This is a genomic window from Kaistia algarum (assembly GCF_026343945.1).
GTDB classification, from domain to species: domain Bacteria; phylum Pseudomonadota; class Alphaproteobacteria; order Rhizobiales; family Kaistiaceae; genus Kaistia; species Kaistia algarum.
The window spans coordinates 2,668,033-2,685,013 of the sequence record NZ_JAPKNJ010000001.1; the positions used below are offsets into that span (position 1 = coordinate 2,668,033).

General features: G+C 63.3%; 14 protein-coding genes. 12 read left to right on the forward strand and 2 right to left on the reverse strand.

The window, feature by feature from the left end:
* The first annotated feature begins 2 nt into the window (after window positions 1–2).
* Genes OSH05_RS12805 through OSH05_RS12820 form a run of 4 tightly spaced genes read left to right on the forward strand, consistent with a single transcriptional unit; the run spans window position 3 to window position 3,320 of the window.
* Window positions 3–719 (forward strand): ABC transporter ATP-binding protein, encoded by a 717-nt coding sequence (locus OSH05_RS12805; protein WP_104219731.1) that lies wholly within the window; start codon window positions 3–5, stop codon window positions 717–719.
* On the forward strand, window positions 716–1,432 hold the full coding sequence (locus OSH05_RS12810) for an ABC transporter ATP-binding protein (protein WP_104219732.1): 717 nt from the start codon (window positions 716–718) through the stop codon (window positions 1,430–1,432). Before OSH05_RS12805 ends, OSH05_RS12810 begins: the two co-directional genes overlap by 4 nt.
* Entirely contained in the window at window positions 1,429–2,295 is an 867-nt protein-coding gene (locus OSH05_RS12815; protein ID WP_104219733.1) for a branched-chain amino acid ABC transporter permease, read from the forward strand. The genes OSH05_RS12810 and OSH05_RS12815 overlap by 4 nt, the downstream gene beginning before the upstream one ends.
* Window positions 2,292–3,320, forward strand: coding sequence for a branched-chain amino acid ABC transporter permease (locus OSH05_RS12820; RefSeq protein ID WP_266352301.1), 1,029 nt, complete (start codon window positions 2,292–2,294; stop codon window positions 3,318–3,320). The genes OSH05_RS12815 and OSH05_RS12820 overlap by 4 nt, the downstream gene beginning before the upstream one ends.
* A gap of 158 nt (window positions 3,321–3,478) precedes the next feature.
* Here the strand turns inward: OSH05_RS12820 and OSH05_RS12825 are convergent, their stop codons facing one another.
* Window positions 3,479–4,081 carry a helix-turn-helix domain-containing protein gene (locus OSH05_RS12825; protein WP_104219734.1) on the reverse strand — a complete coding sequence of 201 codons (603 nt, stop codon included), beginning with the start codon at window positions 4,079–4,081 and terminating at the stop codon, window positions 3,479–3,481.
* Window positions 4,082–4,544: 463 nt separating this feature from the next.
* On the opposite strand from OSH05_RS12825, the gene OSH05_RS12830 reads away from it, so the two are divergent.
* From OSH05_RS12830 to OSH05_RS12850, 5 genes are all read left to right on the forward strand, one after another.
* Window positions 4,545–5,894 carry an acetate and sugar kinases/Hsc70/actin family protein gene (locus tag OSH05_RS12830; RefSeq protein ID WP_165801617.1) on the forward strand — a complete coding sequence of 450 codons (1,350 nt, stop codon included), beginning with the start codon at window positions 4,545–4,547 and terminating at the stop codon, window positions 5,892–5,894.
* 143 nt (window positions 5,895–6,037) lie between these two features.
* Window positions 6,038–7,276: an alpha/beta hydrolase family protein gene (locus OSH05_RS12835; protein WP_104219736.1), complete on the forward strand. Its 1,239-nt coding sequence runs from the start codon at window positions 6,038–6,040 to the stop codon at window positions 7,274–7,276.
* A 78-nt stretch (window positions 7,277–7,354) separates the two neighbouring features.
* A complete protein-coding gene (locus OSH05_RS12840; protein ID WP_104219737.1) occupies window positions 7,355–7,900 on the forward strand; it encodes a GNAT family N-acetyltransferase in 546 nt (181 codons plus the stop codon).
* Window positions 7,901–7,992: 92 nt separating this feature from the next.
* Complete coding sequence (locus OSH05_RS12845; RefSeq protein WP_104219738.1) at window positions 7,993–9,171, forward strand: HlyD family secretion protein; 1,179 nt, start codon at window positions 7,993–7,995, stop codon at window positions 9,169–9,171.
* 59 nt (window positions 9,172–9,230) lie between these two features.
* On the forward strand, window positions 9,231–10,451 hold the full coding sequence (locus OSH05_RS12850) for an alpha/beta hydrolase family protein (protein ID WP_207778775.1): 1,221 nt from the start codon (window positions 9,231–9,233) through the stop codon (window positions 10,449–10,451).
* A gap of 554 nt (window positions 10,452–11,005) precedes the next feature.
* On the opposite strand, the gene OSH05_RS12855 is transcribed toward OSH05_RS12850, so the two are convergent.
* Complete coding sequence (locus OSH05_RS12855; protein WP_104219835.1) at window positions 11,006–11,632, reverse strand: TetR/AcrR family transcriptional regulator; 627 nt, start codon at window positions 11,630–11,632, stop codon at window positions 11,006–11,008.
* A 79-nt stretch (window positions 11,633–11,711) separates the two neighbouring features.
* Between OSH05_RS12855 and OSH05_RS12860 the strand changes: the two genes are divergently transcribed.
* From OSH05_RS12860 to OSH05_RS12870, 3 genes are read left to right on the forward strand one after another with little or no spacing between them, the layout of a single operon-like run.
* Entirely contained in the window at window positions 11,712–12,785 is a 1,074-nt protein-coding gene (locus OSH05_RS12860) for an efflux RND transporter periplasmic adaptor subunit (RefSeq protein ID WP_104219740.1), read from the forward strand.
* Window positions 12,782–13,864: an efflux RND transporter periplasmic adaptor subunit gene (locus OSH05_RS12865; protein ID WP_407660369.1), complete on the forward strand. Its 1,083-nt coding sequence runs from the start codon at window positions 12,782–12,784 to the stop codon at window positions 13,862–13,864. Before OSH05_RS12860 ends, OSH05_RS12865 begins: the two co-directional genes overlap by 4 nt.
* Complete coding sequence (locus tag OSH05_RS12870) at window positions 13,861–16,908, forward strand: efflux RND transporter permease subunit (RefSeq protein ID WP_104219741.1); 3,048 nt, start codon at window positions 13,861–13,863, stop codon at window positions 16,906–16,908. The genes OSH05_RS12865 and OSH05_RS12870 overlap by 4 nt, the downstream gene beginning before the upstream one ends.
* The last annotated feature ends 73 nt before the right edge of the window (window positions 16,909–16,981 follow it).

Here is a 16,981-nt window from a genome sequence, read left to right on the forward strand (position 1 = left end):
CCATGCTTCTCGAAGCGACCGGACTTGGAAAGAGCTATGGCGCATTGAAGGTCGTCGACGACGTGTCGATCGCCGTCGATGCGGGCGACGCGCTCGGCATCATCGGTCCGAATGGCGCCGGCAAGTCGACGCTGTTCAACCTGATCGCCGGCTCGGTTCGCCCGAACCGTGGCACGATCCGCCTCGCCGGGCGGGATATCACCGCGCTGCCGGCTGCCGCGCGCTGCCGTGCCGGGATCGGCCGCAGCTTCCAGATCCCGCGGCCCTGGGTCGGGTTGACCGTCTATGAGAACCTGCTGGTCGCCGCGGAATTCGGTGCCGGCGAGGCGGCGGCCATGGCGGGCAGCGATTGCCTCTCCATTCTCGACCGGCTCGGCCTCGGCCATCTCGCCGACGTGCCCGCCGGCCGGCTGCGCCTCCTGGAGCGCAAGCGTCTCGAACTGGCCCGCGGCCTCGCGACGCGGCCGCGTGTCCTGCTGCTGGACGAGATCGCCGGCGGGCTCACCGATCTCGAATGCGAGAGCCTGATCGAGGCGATCCGCGACATTCGCAAGGAGGGCGTCGCCATCATCTGGATCGAGCACGTCGTCCACGCGCTCTTCGCCGTCGTCGATCGCTTGGCGGTGATCTCGTTCGGCGCGAAGATCGCCGAAGGCGATCCCAGGGAAGTTTTCGCGAGCCGGCAGGTGCAGGAGATCTATCTCGGAGTTCCTGCATGACGAACCTTCTGTCGGTCCGAAACCTCGATGCGTTCTATGGCGATTTCCAGGCGCTGTTCGGCGTCGATCTCGAAGTCGAGGCGGGCGAGGTGGTGGCGCTCGTCGGTGCCAACGGCGCCGGAAAATCGACCTTTCTCGCGAGCGTCACCGGCCTTCTGCCGACCCGGCCGGGTTCCATCCTGCTGCGCGGCAGCAATATCGCGGGCGAGCCGGCCTTCCGGATCGCCAGATCCGGCGTGGCGATGTCGCCCGAGGGACGCCGGCTCTTCGCCTCGCTTTCGGTCGAGGAGAATCTGCGCCTCGGCGCCACGGGCGGGCGCAGAGGGCCGTGGTCGCTGGAGACGGTGCAGGCTTTGTTCCCGATCCTTAAGGAGAAGCGCCGCCAAGGCGCGAGCGAGCTCTCCGGCGGACAGCAGCAGGCCGTCGCCATCGGCCGCGCCCTCATGGCCAATCCCGAACTGCTGCTGCTGGACGAGGTCAGCCTCGGCCTTGCGCCCGTGGTCGTCCGCGACATCTATGAGAGCCTCCCGGCAATCCGTGCGGCAGGAACGGCGGTGATCGTCGTCGAGCAGGATATCGGCCGCGCGACGGAGATTTCTGACCGGCTCTATTGTCTGCAGGAGGGGCGGGTGAACCTCGCCGGCCGCTCGAAGAACCTGACGCGCGACCAGATCGGCGCCGCCTATTTCGGACGAACGAGGTCAGCCGCATGACCGACCTGCTCAACGCCATCCTGCAGGGCGTTCTCCTCGGCGGGCTCTACGCGCTCTTCGCTGCGGGCCTCTCGCTGATGTTCGGCGTCATGCGCTTCGTCAACCTGGCGCATGGCGATTTCATCGTCGCCGCGGCCTTCGGCGCGCTGCTGCTCGTCGATAGGCTCGGTCTGCCGCCGCTCCTCGCGGTCGTAATCCTGGTGCCGGCCTTTGCCGCCTTTGGCTATCTCGGCCAGCGGCTGGTGCTGAACCGCGTCATGGGTCGCGACATCATGCCGGGCATCCTGCTCACCTTCGGCTTCTCGGTCATGCTGCAGAACCTGATGCTCGAAGGCTTCAGCGCCAATTCGCGCCGCCTCAATGCCGGCTGGCTCGACACCGCTTCGCTCCCGCTCGGTCCATTCCAGATCGGCTTCGTGCCCCTGCTTATGTTTGTAGCGGCGCTTGTCGTGCTGGGCGGGCTCGGCCTGTTCATGTCGCAGACCAATACCGGTCGCCTGATGCGCGCCACGTCGGATGACGCCGAGATCGTCGGGCTGATGGGAGCCGATCGGCGGCATCTCTTCGCGATCGCGACGGCAATCGCCTCGGGCGTCGTCGCGCTGGCCGGTATGCTGATGGCGATCAAGACCAATTTCGATCCCTCGTCCGGCCCGATCCGCCTGCTTTTCGCCTTCGAGGCGGTGATCATCGGCGGGCTCGGATCGCTCTGGGGAACGCTCGCCGGCGGCATCATCCTCGGCGTCGCGCAAGGCCTCGGCGCGGCGATCGATCCGGGCTACCAGATCCTCGCCGGCCACGTCGTCTTCCTCCTCATCCTGGTCCTGCGTCCGCAGGGGCTTTTCCCGAGGCAGCGCCCATGACCATGACCGTCGCCATGCCCGGCCACCCACGGCGCAGCGTCATGCCGCTACGCCTCGCCATCCTCGCAGCCATCGTTCTTGCGATGGCCAGCGTGCCGCTCTGGGCGTCGGGCGGCTCGCAGCGGCTTCTGGTCGAGTTCATGACCTATGTCGCGCTCGCGCAGCTCTGGAACCTGATGGCCGGCTATGCCGGTCTCATCTCGATCGGCCAGCAGGCTTTCGTCGGGCTCGGCGGCTACACGCTGTTCTCGCTGGCCATCCTGGCCGGGGTTCCGCCGCTTCTGGCCCTGCCTGTCGCCGGACTGGTCGCGGCGCTCGCCGCCTGGCCGACGGCCCTGGTCGCCTTCCGCCTGTCGGGACCCTATTTCGCCATCGGCACCTGGGTGATCGCGGAAGTGTACCGCCTTGGCTTCGCGCAGGTCGGGGCGCTCGGCGGCGGCTCCGGAATCTCGCTCCCGGTTGGCTTGGTCAAAACGATCTCGGCGGATCGCGGCACGCGCGACAGCATCATCTACTGGATCACGCTGGCCGCCTGCGTCGCCGTGATCGGTTGCATCTGGGCGCTGATGCGCTCGCGCCTCGGTCTCGGGCTCGCCGCGATCCGCGACGACGAGGTCGCGGCCGAGAGCGCGGGCGTGGTCACACGCCGGCTCAAGCTGCAGGTCTATGTCATCTGCGCCGGCGTCACCGGTTTCCTCGGCGCGCTGATCTTCCTGCAGAAGCTGCGAATCTCGCCGGAGGTCGCCTTCAGCGTCAACGACTGGACGGTGCTGGTGATCTTCATGGTCGTCATCGGCGGCATCGGCAGCATCGAGGGACCGCTGATCGGCTGCCTGCTGTTCTTCGTCCTGCGCGAGCAGTTCTCGGATTGGGGCAGCTGGTACATGGTCGGCCTCGGCGCCCTGTCGGTGGCGACCATGTTGTTCGCGCGGGGCGGGCTCTGGAGCCTGATCGCGCCCCGGATCGGCTTCCGCCTCTTTCCGGTTACGCGATCGGCACCGCGGCGGCCATCCTCGGATGGCTGATGGCAGCCCACCAGCCGCTCCGGGGCTCGCCAGGCGGGCGAAATTTCCTCAGGCGGCCGATTTCAGTCGCTCTCGTGACCGCGTTGCAGGTACAGGCGCATCATCGAGCACGCGGCATGATGACGAGACTCGTGCCACGCCGCCTTAAGATGATTCCGCTAGCGCTTGGCAATGTCGTCCAGACGGAAAACTTGTTCGATCCCGACAGGCGTGTCGGCATCGCACGGCTCATAGGCCAATGTCGTGAATACGCGATGCCCGTGAAACCAGAAGCGGGAAATCCAGCGGTGCTTGAAGGGCACGTCGCCTGCCAGATCGAGATGCTGGGTACTGACGCCGACGATCATGGCGATATCGCCTTTGATGACGCTGCTTCTTGTTTCGATATCGTCGAGGATGATCCGGCTCTCTCCGATCATCCTCGACTCGAAGGCGCGACCCGCCAGCCGCGAAAACAGTGGCCACGCGCGTATGCATCCCGACGAAGCCGCCTGGAGGCGAATGCCATCGATATCGAAAATCGCCTGAACCGACGACAATCGCTCGACAAACCGGCTCTCGATCATGAGTTCATCGCGAATTCGAGTCGCGACCAGATCGGTTATCCGGCGCGATGTCTCGATCGACGGCATATCGAGCCCGCCTTCCCATCGCGACACCGTGGCTTGCGAAACGCCGAGCGCGGCCGCAATCGCGTCCTGCTTGATGCCGTTTGATCGGCGCCAGCTCCGCAGCTTCTTGCCAATATCAGAATTACGCATGGATCACGGAATTTCCCGGCGCGTATATGAGCGTATATTTTCGGTACCATGGCGGATAATTTTGTCATAGCGCTGTTGGCGCGATCTGGAATAACTTGTCGTTCGAAGGTGGGGGAGCGTGCTCATGTCGCGGGCAAAAGACAGAAGTCTAGTCGTGTAAGTAGTCGACAGACCGCCGAGCAACATTTTTGAGGCTTGCCTGGCGATCGGTATGCATGCCGATGCTGGACGAGTTCCGCGGCGTCGACATTGCGATTGGCGGTGGTCGGAAGTCGTCGATGTCCAATCCACGGCCGCGCGATCGAAAATGTCTTTGCAAGGACCGACTAGCGGACTGCAACGCGAGAGCGTGAGGCGGTTCGCACGCGAATATGTGCGCTAACCATATCCATCCTCCGAGACGGGTTGCTCAACGGCGAGCCATATGAAAATCCGAATACCGGAGATCCCGCAGGAACGTGAGATGAATACCGCAAATGCGATCGAGATCGACAAACAGATGATGAATACATCGAAGTTGCGCCTTGTTGCTGGCCTTGGTTTCGCGGCAATGCTTGTCGCCGGGCCTGTCGGGATCGTGCGGGTCGCTGCGGCGCCTGCGGTCGTCTATACCGCCGTCATTGATGCGGGCAGCAGCGGATCGCGCATTTTTCTGTACGAGATCGTCCCCGGCCCCTATCCGCTCATCAAGGAGATCGCCAAGCACAAGGGTGTGGCAGGCGACGAGGGCATCGACGATTTTCTCAACCATCTCGGAGGAACGACGAAGGATCTGGGCCCCGATGCCGTCGGTGACGCCGTGATCGGGCCGCTTCTCGATGCCATCGCTCCGACCCTGAAGGCGCGAGGCGTGCATGACGGCGATGTCGTCGTCGATCTCCTCGCCACAGCGGGCATGCGCAGCACGCTGAAGCCGATCGGCAGCCATGATCCGTCGGAAGTCGATGCCTATTATGACGGTATACGCCGCTTCATCACGAAGAAGGGTTTTGCGGCCGGAGAGGTCCGTACCACCGACGGAAGCGCCGAAGAGGGGCTGTGGACCTGGATCGACGTAAATAACCGCTATCGCGACGCCTTCCGGACGGAGAAAGCGCCGGTCGGCGTCGTCGAGGTCGGAGGCTCGTCCATGCAGGTCAGCTATCCGACCACGGCTGCGCCCGATCCGTCCAAGAATATTTATGCGGTGACGATCAATGGCAAGACGTTCTCGGTCTTCGATCGCACCTATATCGGGCTCGGGCAGGACGATGCCCGCAAGACGATGCGCATGGAGAACCCGCCCGCCGATGGCGGCGTGCGCTGCTTCCCGACCGGCTTGCAGCCGGCGGAGGATTCCGGCGACATCATCGGGGGCAAGCTCGTCAAAATCGCGGGACCGGCGACGTTCGATCCGGCCCAATGCGAGGCCTCCTATTCCGCGCTGCTGGCGAAGCGCTTCGCGGATCTTGGTGATCCGGCCGTTGCCAACAGCACCGCGCCCTTCTACGGCATCGCTGCGGTTCGCTATGCGTTCGAGTCCATCGGCGCGGCGCCCCAGCTTCCAAGCGCGACCGCCTTGTCGAAGGCCATCGCGGAGAAGTGCGTTCCCGACGGGTCTGTCGCCAATTTCAAGATCAGCAAGAAGTATGAACAGCGCGCCTGTTCCGCCGCCGCCTATGTGAATGCGCTGCTTTACGGGCCCAGCGGCCTGTTCCACGCGAATCCGGACCAGTTCAAGACGACAGTTGCCGATCAGGTGGTCGTCGACGGCAAAGTCTCCGGCTCCATCTCGTGGACGACGGGATATTTGCTACAGAAATACGCCCGATAGCACCAAGCCGGGACCGCGACGGCGCCGCCCCGTCTATCGCGCCGGGCGGAGTGTGCGCAGAGGCCAAATCGGGTTGAACGGACTACGACCACAAGGCCGCCTGTAAGGCGGCACAAAGCCGGCGCCGCCGAAAGGAGACAGGCATGTCACGTATTTTTGGGCTCCTCGCGGGCCTCGCCGGCAGCGTGGCCATCGCGCTGGCCAGCCCCGCGGTGGTCCTCGCCGCGGAGGCGACCCCCGCCGCCCAGGCGGCGCCGATCGCCGTTCCATCCGGGGTGAGCTATGAACTGATCGGCCACTGGGACGTCGACAAGCTCAACCAGATCCTTAACGCCGATGCGCCGAAATTCTTCAACATCGCGGTACCCTATACGCCGGCAAAGAATGCCGTCAGCCTCTATCGGGTCACCTATTCCTCGGTCGTGCCGGAGCAGAACAACCGGCCGATCGTCGCGACCGGCCTTCTCGCCGTGCCGGATACGAGTGCGGCCAGCTTCCCCGTCATGTCCTACCAGCATGGCACGGTCTATCTGAAGACGCAGGTGCCGTCGTTCCCGGACCAGTCGCCCGAGACGCAGCTCATCCTGGCCCAGTTCGCCGGCCAGGGCTATGTCGTCATCGGCGCCGATTATTTCGGCATGGGCACGTCGACCGAGCCGGAAGGCTATGGCGTCATCGGCAGTCAGCAGCAGGCGAGCCTCGACATGCTGCTCGCCTCGCGGGCCGTGCTCGACCAGATGAAGATCGCTACCGGCAAGCTCTTCATCGGCGGTTGGTCCGAGGGTGGCTTCGTCACGATGGCCTTCCTCGAACGTCTGGAGAAGGTGGGCGTCAAGGTCGACGGCGCGGCCACGGCGAGCGGTCCGGCCGACATCTTTTCCCTCCTCAGCGGCTTCCTGGACTTTCCGCGCCAGAACGACGCCACCTGGGCCAATGTGCTCTATATCCTGTCGGCCTTCTCCTTCGAAAACTACTACGGCCTGCCGGGTCTCGCCCGCACGGTCATCACCGACGAATATTACGACCTCGCCAAGAAGGTCTACGAGCGCCAGCCGTATAAGTTCGAGGAGATCCCCGCGGACCTCCACAAACTGGTCCGTCCTGAGTATTTCGATGCGCAGTTCCTGGCCAATTCGGCCTATGGCAAGATCGCACTGGCGACGCAGGCCTATCGCTGGATCATCAAGACGCCAGTGCGCAACTATTATGGCGAAGCCGATGAGATCGTGTCTGTCGGGCTTGGCAAGCTGGTCATGAACTACCAGCAGGGCATTGGCGGCGGCAACAACAAGGTTGAGGCGATATCGACAGGCCAGACCGACCATCGCGGCACCTTCGCTACGGCCGTCCCGCTCTGGAAGACAGGGTTCGATGGCGAATAGAAATCGCTCGGATCGGGACGCGCGGTTCCTTCCAGCTTTCCGTATTCTCGTTTTGTCAGCAGCGGGACCTAGCTGAGCATGATGCTTTCAACCAGCGCGGCGTTTGATCGTCTCGACATGCAGTCGGATCGTGATCGCAGTGAATTCATCGCGATCACGAAGGAATATTTCGAGTGGATGAATGGCGAGTTCGTCAGGGTCTGTCAGTTCTCCATTCCAGATCTCGTCGGTATGACCATTGACGAGTATGTCGGCTACACGACCGACATCGCTGCCGAGATCGGCCCTGAGGACGGCGGAATCCATGTTCGCAGAAGCCCGTTCGGCGAGATCATGGCGATGGGGGGGCTGCGGCGTCTTCCCGATGGAGCGGCGGAGATCGTCCGCATCTTCACGCGTCCGGATTTCCGCGGCGAAGGCCTCGGCTTCCAGACGGTCAACCATCTCGTCGGAGAGGCGGGGCGGCTGGGTTACGGCGTTCTGCGGCTCGACACCGGCATCTTCATGAAATCTGCCCAAAAGATCTACCAAGCGGCCGGGTTCTCGCCATGCGAGCCCTATGCTGGCGCGGAGCCGCCGCCCCGGCTGCTTCCGTTCTGGCTGTTCATGGAGCGCGGGGTCTGAGGGCTCCGTCCCCGTTCTGATCCAAGTCGAGTGACCGCTTCTGTCCATCGGCACGACCAGACGCATCACACCTTACCAGCGGGAGAGCCATCATGGCGTGGTTGATGAAAACGGCGAGGCCGGATCGTGGCGCGCTGCCGCGCAGGATATCAGCCTGCATCATCGCCGCGTTTGCATCCGCCCTGATGGCTGCGCCGTCTCTCGGCGCGGGTGTCGCCGCGAGCCCGCCCGAGATCAAGGCGCGGGCCATCTTCCTGCCCGAGGCGCCCGATTTCGACGTCGTGCACCCGATCTATGCCGCCGGTTCCGCAATCGTCGAGGACATCAAGATCGGCCCCGACGAGGTCGTTACCAAGGGGCAGGTGCTGCTGGCGCTGCGCTCGCCGCTGCTTGACGAGAAGATCGCCACCACGAAAGCGTCGCTGCAGCGGCGCAGCGACTATCTGCAGGAGCTGACGGGGCTCGCCGACCAGTATCAGAACGCCATGCTGGCACTCGAAGCCGAGCATCGGCGGGAGATCGGCGAGGCTATCGCGACGATCGAGAGGGAGCGCGACGGCTACAAGAAGATCCTGGAGGGCAAGACCGAACTCCGCAGCAAGGGCTTGGAGACCAGCGGTTCGGCGTTCCAAGCCCAGGTGCAGTACGATCAGAGCGTCAACGAACTGATGAAGCAGAAGCTGGCTCTGCTGGAAGTCGATTCGCGCATCGCCCAGATGCAGAAGCAGCGCTATGAGCAGTTCGCGCCGCTGTCGCGCCAGATAGAGGATCAGCGGATCGCGCTCGGCGAACTCGAGAGCCAGTACGAATTCCTGCGCACCATCCACGCACCCAGCGACGGCATCGTGAATTCGATCTTCATCACGCGTGGCGCATCCATCGACGCGAAGGATGTGCTGATGACGCTGTCGAACGCCAATTCGACGCTGCAGGCCTATGCCTTCGTCGACATCGCGGATGTGCCGCTGCTCAAGCAGGGCATGACAGTCTCGCTTCTGCCCGCGCATGCCCGCAAGGATGTCGATCAACCCCTCGCCGGAACGATCCGGTCGATCTCGAAGACGCCGCTTTCGCGGGCTGAAGCCAGGAACCTGTTTTTCGACGACGATGCCGTCGCCTATTTCATCCCCGGCAGCATCGTCTATCTCGTCCGCATCGCGCTTCCCGCGAACGCGCCCGAAGGGGTAGTCGGCTCCGGCGATCTCGCGACCCTGCAGATTCAAACTCCGGCGGCCGGCGCTCCAGGCGCTATGGTGGAGGCGCGTCCGTGAAAGCCTGTGCTCGCCAAGCCGCCGAGGCTGTCGGCGTTTCCCGCCTCGAGCGGTCCATCTTGTCCCGCCTGCTCGGCTTCGTCGGCTCCCTCGCCGTCGCCCTGGTCGCCATATCGGCAAGCCCGGGCGCCGCTTGCGCGGCGGACGTGGCGCCGATTGCCGTTCCCTCGGGGGTGAGCTATGAGCTGATCGGCCGCTGGGATGTCGACAAGCTCAACCAGATTTTGACCGTCGATGCGCCGAAGCTCTTCAATATCGCCGTGCCCTATACGACGGCCAGGAATGCGGTCCGCCTCTATCGGGTCACCTATTCCTCGGTCGTACCCGAGCAGAAGAATCGGCCGATCGTCGCGACCGGCCTGCTTGCCGTGCCGGACACCGGTGCGACCAACTTGCCCATCCTGTCCTACCAGCACGGCTCGGCCTTTCTGAAGACGCAAGTGCCGTCGTTCCCGGACCAATCGGGGGAGACGCAGCTGGTGGTCGCGCAGTTCGCCGGCCAAGGCTATGTCGTCATCGGCGCCGATTATTTCGGCATGGGCGCATCGACCGAGCCGGAAGGCTTCGGCGTCATGGCCAGCCAGCAGCAGGCGAGCCTCGACATGCTCCGCGCCTCCAAGGCTGTGCTGGGGCAGATGCAGATCTCGACCGGCAAGCTCTTCCTCGCCGGCTGGTCGCTGGGGGGCTTTGCGACGATGGCCTTCCTCGAACGTCTGGAGAAGGATGGCGTCAAGGTCGACTGCGCCGCCATGGCGAGCGGTCCGGCCGACGTCTATTCGCTGCTGAGCGGCTTTCTGGACTTTCCGCGCCAGAACGACGCTGCTTCGACCAATCTCCTCTACATTCTCTCGGCGTTCTCCTTCGAGACCTATTACGGCCTTCCCGGCCTCGCCCGATCCTTCTTCACCGACGAATATTACGACATAGCGCGGCGCGCCTATGAGCGCCGACCCTATGAGTTCAACGACATTCCGACGGATCTCACCAAGCTGATCCGCCCGGAATATTTCGATCCCGATTTCTTCGGCAACTCCGCCTATGGCAAGATCGCCCTGGCGACGCAGGCCTATCGCTGGATCATCAAGACGCCGGTCCGCAACTATTATGGCGAGGCCGACGAGGTTGTCTCCGTCGGGCTCGCTAGGCTGGCGATGAACTACCAGCAGGGCATAGGCGGTGGTAACGATCGCGTCAAAGCCATATCGACTGGCCAAACCGACCATCGCGGCACCTTCGCCACAGCCGTTTCCCTCTGGAAGACATGGTTCGACCGCCAGTAGTCTCAGGGTTGCCCCAGAAAAGGGGTGCTGTTGAAGCCAAGAAAGGATGGGGCGGGTGGTCGGCACCGAGCCGACACGAGCAGTCCGAGGACTTGAGGAATCGCGCTTCCCCTGCCCCTCCGTCTTCGACCCCATCCTGCCGACGTCAAAGCAACCCCCTTCCCAAGTCTGGCGGCGCATCCTTGGGAGTGCGGGGCTGCGGCGTATTGTAACGCACGATATCCGGCTGCCTCGGCGACGTCGGCGGTTCCGACGTCGATCTCGCGGCTGCCGCTGATAAGGGGGCTGAGAGTATAGGCGGCCGATCGCTCGGCCAGCGCCACGGATCCTCCCTTGGTCAGGATCGGCGCTTGGGCGATCCGCCGCTGCAGCGGTTCGATGTCCGTCATCGTGCCACCATGAAGCCGAGGCCATGCATCGCGGCATGGTCCAGACAGTAGATCATCTCCCGCTACGCCTTGGGCGTGCCGGCAGCGAAACTTTGCAGCGTCGTCATCCCGACACACGAAAGGAGATGGCCGACGAGGTGGTCCCCGCCACGCCCCGTGGGTCGTTCAGGAGCGGGTGGCGACCAGGCCATTCATCACAAGGTCGATATGGGCGCGAATATAGCGGGGCACGTCGCCGTCGCGGTGATGCCCGAAGATCAGCGTCTCGACCATCAAGGCCATAAGGGGCCCGACGACCACGGGGGCCAGCGCGGCCGGAGCATCGCGGAATTCGCCGGTCGCAACGCCTTCGTCGAGCAGAGCCTGGGTCAAGTTGAACAGCGGCTCGATGAGCTCGTCGTGATGGTGGGCAACCACAGGCGGAAAGCGCATTCCTTCCGAGATGACCAGACGGACCAATTCTCGCGTGTGGCGATCATCGGATACTCGCTCGTAGAGCAATGTCAATAGATTTTGAAGGCGACCAACGCAAGAACCTGTGAGATCCATCGAATCTCGAAGCAATTCCTCGATCGGATTCGAAATATGGCGAATCATCTCCGAGAATAATTCTTCTTTGGTTTCAAAATAAACGTATATTGTTCCTTTTGTCACGCCGACGCGATCTGCGATATCCTCGAGGCGGGTTGCGGAAAAGCCCTTGGCGACGAATTCTTCAAAGGCTGCGTCCAAGATCTGAGTTGGCCGCCGCGCCTTCTGCTCGGCCCGGGATAGTTTGTCGCGCCTCGGCATGGTCGCCGCCCTCAGAATTTCATTGACTAACCAGTCATTCAAAAATAATCTATTCGGGTCATTGTTCAAGAGGCCCACCATGCGACGCGCATCTGCAGCCGCACTGTTCGCGTTCTTCCTGCCGGCTCTGGCCGCTTGCTCGCCTCGCGAGGATCCGCCTGCTAACGCGGTGCGTTTTGTAGAAACGGTGGTCGTAGCGGCCGAGCCGGTGTCGGAGGCCATTTCGACAACCGGCGAGATCAAGGCGCGGGTTCAGTCCGATCTGTCCTTTCGGGTCAGTGGACGCATCACCGACCGTTTGGTGGATGTCGGTGACCACGTGAAGGCCGGGCAGGTCCTCGCGCGGATCGACAACCAGGAACAGACGGCCGATCTGCAGGTCGCGATGGCCAGCCTGCTTTCTGCAGAGGCGCAGCAGACGCAGGCGCAGCGGGCCTTTGATCGCCAGGACAGCCTGTTCAAGGCCAGCTTCTCGACCCGCGCAGCGCTGGATTCGGCCAAGGAAACCTTGCTCAGGGCGACGGCGACCGTCGAATCCGCCCAGGCCGCGGTTGACACAGCCCGCGATGCCCTCGACCAGGCCGACCTCCAGGCGGATGCCGATGGCGTGATTACGGCCCGCAGCGTCGAGGTTGGGCAGGTGGCGCAGGCGGCTCAACTCGTGTTCACGCTCGCGCATGACGGCCCCCGCGACGCCGTCCTCAGCGCGGACGAGACAGTCCTGCTTGGCCGCGAACTCGACAACGAGGTCGAGGTACGTCCGATCGCGGGCGGCGCCGCCATGAAGGCGAAAGTGCGCGAGGTCTCGCCGACGATAGACAAGAGCACCGGCACGGTCCGGATCAAGCTCGGATTGGAAGGTGACCCCGATGTCAGGCTCGGCAGTCCGGTCATCGCGATCGGACACTACAAGCCGATGAACATGATCGAGCTGCCCTGGTCGTCCATGACGTCGGATGCGGGGCAGCCGGCCGTCTGGGTGGTGGATCCGAAGACGAATGCGGTGTCGATCCGTCCGGTCGAGGTCATGAATTATGGACGCGGAAAATTTGCCGTGCGCTCCGGTGTGAAGCCCGGAGAGATCGTCGTCGCCTCGGGTTCTAAGTTCCTGAGCGCCGGGGAAATCGTGGCGTTTGATGGAGCCGCCAAGTGAAGAACGCACTCACTCTCGCCATGCTTCTCCTGGCTGTCACGCTGCTCGCGGCCTGCCAGAAGCAGGAGCCGGCGGCGTCCGAGCCCCGTCCCGTCCTCTCCATCGTCGCCAAGGCGGAGCCGGCGCCGCGGTTGACGTTTCCTGGGACGGTGGAGGCGCGCGTCGAGACCGAGTTCGGCTTCCGCATTCTCGGGCGGATCGTCGCCCGCAATGTCCAGATCGGCGATTTGGTCAAGAAGGGCGACGTCCTCGCTGCGATCGATCCGCTGGCGCTTGAGCTTGCGGTGCGCAGCGCCCAATCGGACCTCGCCAACAGCCAAGCGCAGCTTTCCAATGCCGTCGGCAACGAAGACCGGCAGAAGGCGCTCTATCAAAGGCAGTCCGCCACGCAGGCTACATTCGAATCGGCCGAAGCGGACCGCAAGACGTCCGAGGCGGCAGTGGCCAAATCGCAGGCTAATCTCGACAAGGCGAACGAACAACTCGGCTATTCGCGCCTCCTGGCAGAGTTTGACGGCGTGGTCACCGCAACCTCGGCTGAAGTCGGGCAGGTCGTGGCGGCGGGGCAGAGCGTCGTCACCGTGGCTGATCCGCAGGCGCGAGACGCGGTGATCGACGTTCCCGAGGCCCTTGCCGATCAGGTGCGGCAGGGCACGGTCTTCGATGCTTCGCTGCAGCTCGCCCCGGGTATCCACGCCAAGGCGATCGTGCGTGAGATTGCGCCCGAAGCCGACGAGGCCACGCGAACCCGTCGCACGAAATTGACGCTCGTCGATCCCCCCGAAGCGTTGAGGCTCGGCTCGGTCATCTCCGCGACTGCGGCAGGAAAGGACGGCACCACCATCCAGATCCCGGCTTCCGCCATCAAGACAGAAGGCTCCAAGACTTCGGTCTGGATCATCGACCCAGCGACGAAGACCGTCTCTTCCCGACCTGTCGTTCTCGATCTCTACCCGGTGCCCGGCGGTACCGTCACCGTGGTGGACGGCGTCAAGCCTGGCGACCGCGTCGTCGTTGCGGGCGTGAATAAACTCGAAGAAGGCCAGGCTATCCGCTTGGACCAGGAGATGACCAATTGAAGTCCTTCAACCTCTCCGAATGGGCGCTCAGCCACCGTTCGCTCGTCTGGTACTTCATGATCATCTTCATTGTGGCCGGAGCGTTCTCCTATATCAATCTCGGGCGGGAGGAGGATCCTGCTTTCACCATCAAGACGATGGTGATAAGCGCCCAATGGCCGGGCGCTTCCGCTGAGGAAATAACCAAGCAGGTCACCAACCGGATTGAGAAGAAGCTCGAGGAACTCGGATCCCTCGACTACACCCGCAGCGAGACCATCGCCGGCAAGACGACGATCTTCGTCGAGCTCTTGTCGTCGACAAAGGCGAAGGACGTCACGGAGAATTGGGTCCGCGTCCGCAACATGGTCAACGACATCAAGGGGGACTTCCCGAGCGGCGTCGTGGGCCCGTTCTTCAACGACACGTTCGGCGACGTCTTCGGCAACATCTATGCCTTCACCTCCGACGGGCTGTCTCGGCGCCAGCTCCGCGACCTCGTCGAGGATGCGCGGGCCAAGCTGCTAACCGTTCCGAATGTCGGCAAGATCGACATCATCGGCGCCCAGGACGAGGTGATCTATCTCGAAATCTCGACGCGCAAGATCGCGGCGCTCGGCATCGACCAGCAGACCATCATCAACACGCTTCAGGCGCAGAATGCCGTGACGCAGTCCGGCATCGTCGAAGCGGGACCCGAGCGGATCGCGCTTCGCGTCAGCGGCCAGTTCACGTCGGAGGATAGTCTCAAGACGATCAACCTGCGGATCAATGACCGCTTCTTCCCGTTGACTGATATCGCGACCATCAAACGCGGCTATGTCGATCCGCCGTCCTCTCTGTTCCGCTTCAAGGGCGAGCCGGCGATCGGCCTCGCCATCGGCATGAAGACTGGCGCCAACCTCTTGACCTTCGGTGAGCAACTCGATGCCCAGTTGAAACGGGTCGTTGCTGATCTGCCCGTCGGTGTCGATGTCGAGCGCGTCTCCGATCAGCCGGCCGTGGTCGACGAGGCGGTGTCCGGCTTCACCAAGGCGCTGTTCGAGGCGATTATCATCGTCCTCGCGATCAGCTTCATCAGCCTCGGCATGCGCGCCGGAATGGTCGTCGCGATCTCCATTCCGCTCGTTCTGGCGATCACCTTCTTCTACATGGAATATTCGGGAATTTCGCTCCAGCGCATCTCGCTCGGCGCGCTCATCATCGCCCTCGGTCTGCTCGTCGACGACGCGATGATCGCGGTCGAGATGATGGTGTCGCGGCTGGAGGCCGGCGACAATCTCCGCTCCGCCGCAACCTATGTGTACACGTCGACCGCATTCCCGATGCTGACCGGAACGCTCGTGACGGTCGCCGGCTTCATCCCGATCGGCCTCAACAACAGCGCGGCGGGCGAATTTACGTTCACCCTCTTCGTCGTGATCGGCGTTTCTCTAATCGTCTCCTGGGTCGTGGCGGTTCTGTTCACGCCCTTGCTCGGCGTGACGATCCTGCCGGCGACGATGAAGTCGACGCATGAGAAGAAGGGACGGGTCGCGAAGGCCTTCTCCTGGCTGCTCCACCTCGCGATGCGCTGGCGCTGGATCACCATCGCGGCGACCATCGCTGCCTTCATGGTGTCTGTCGTTGGTCTTGGCCATGTGCAGCAGCAGTTCTTCCCGTCCTCGGACCGCACTGAGCTCATCATCGACTGGAACATGCCGAACAACAGCACCATCGCCGAGACGAACCGGCAGATGGCGCAGTTCGAGCATGAGAAGCTTGCCGGCAATCCCGACATTGATCATTGGTCGACCTATGTGGGGGAGGGCGCGCCGCGCTTCATCCTATCCTACGACGTTCAGTCGCCAGCGCCGTGGTTTGGGCAGATCGTCATCGTCTCGAAGGACCTGGACGCCAGGAACCGTCTTCGCGCCGACCTCCAAGCCTATCTGCTCAAGACCTTCCCAGGTACAGATGCCTTCGTGAAGCTGCTGGATATCGGACCGCCTGTCGGCAAGCCTGTGCAGTATCGTGTCAGCGGGCCCGACATCCAGAAGGTGCGCGAACTGGCACTGCAGCTCGGCGGCATCGTCAACCGCGATCCGCTGCTGAGCAACCTGACTTTCGACTGGAGCGAACCGATGCGGGTCGTGAAGGTGGACGTACTGCAGGACAAGGCGCGCCAGCTCGGGATCTCGTCTCAGGATATCGCCTCGGGTCTCAATGGGATCGTCGAGGGATCGTCGGTGACCAAGGTCCGCGATTCGATCTATCTGATCGATGTGCTGGGCAGGGCGCAGGATTCCGAGCGGGGCTCGATCGAGACCCTCCGCAACCTTCAGCTCCCCAGCTCGGGCGGAAAATCCGTGCCGCTCTCTGCGATTGCCCAGTTCCGCTACGAACTCGAGCAGCCGCTGATCGGCCGCAGGCACAGGATCCCGACTATCACGATCAAAGCCGCGGTCGTCGGTTCGACGCAGCCGGCCACGATCGTGGAACAATTGAAGCCGGAGGTGGCGAAGTTCGAAAGCGCTCTGCCCATTGGCTACAAGGTCGAAATCGGCGGCTCCGTCGAGTCCAGCGCCGAATCCCAGGGTCCCATCGTCGCGGTCGCGCCGCTCATGCTGCTCGCCATGGCAACGATCCTGATGATCCAGTTGCAGAGCTTCAGCCGGCTCTTCCTGGTGTTTGCCGTAGCACCGCTCGCCTTGATCGGCGTGGTCGCAGCTCTGCTCCTCAGCAATGCCCCGATGGGCTTCGTGGCGATCCTCGGCGTGCTCGCCCTCATCGGCATCCTGATACGAAACTCGGTCATTCTGGTCGTGCAGATCGAGAAACTGCGAAGCGACGGGATGCCGCCATGGCGCGCCGTCGTGGAGGCGACCGAGAATCGCATGCGGCCCATTTTGCTCACTGCGGCCGCGGCGACCCTCGCCCTGGTCCCGATTTCGCGGGAGGTGTTCTGGGGGCCGATGGCTTATGCCATGATGGGCGGGATCGTGGTCGGTACGGTGCTGACGCTCCTCTTCCTCCCCGCCCTCTATGTGGCCTGGTTCCGGATCCCTCGCGAGGAGCATTCCTGAACGGGTCGATGATGCCTAAATGGGGGCGCCGGTCGGCACCCCCAACCGACCCTTGCCCTGATGTTACCAGCCC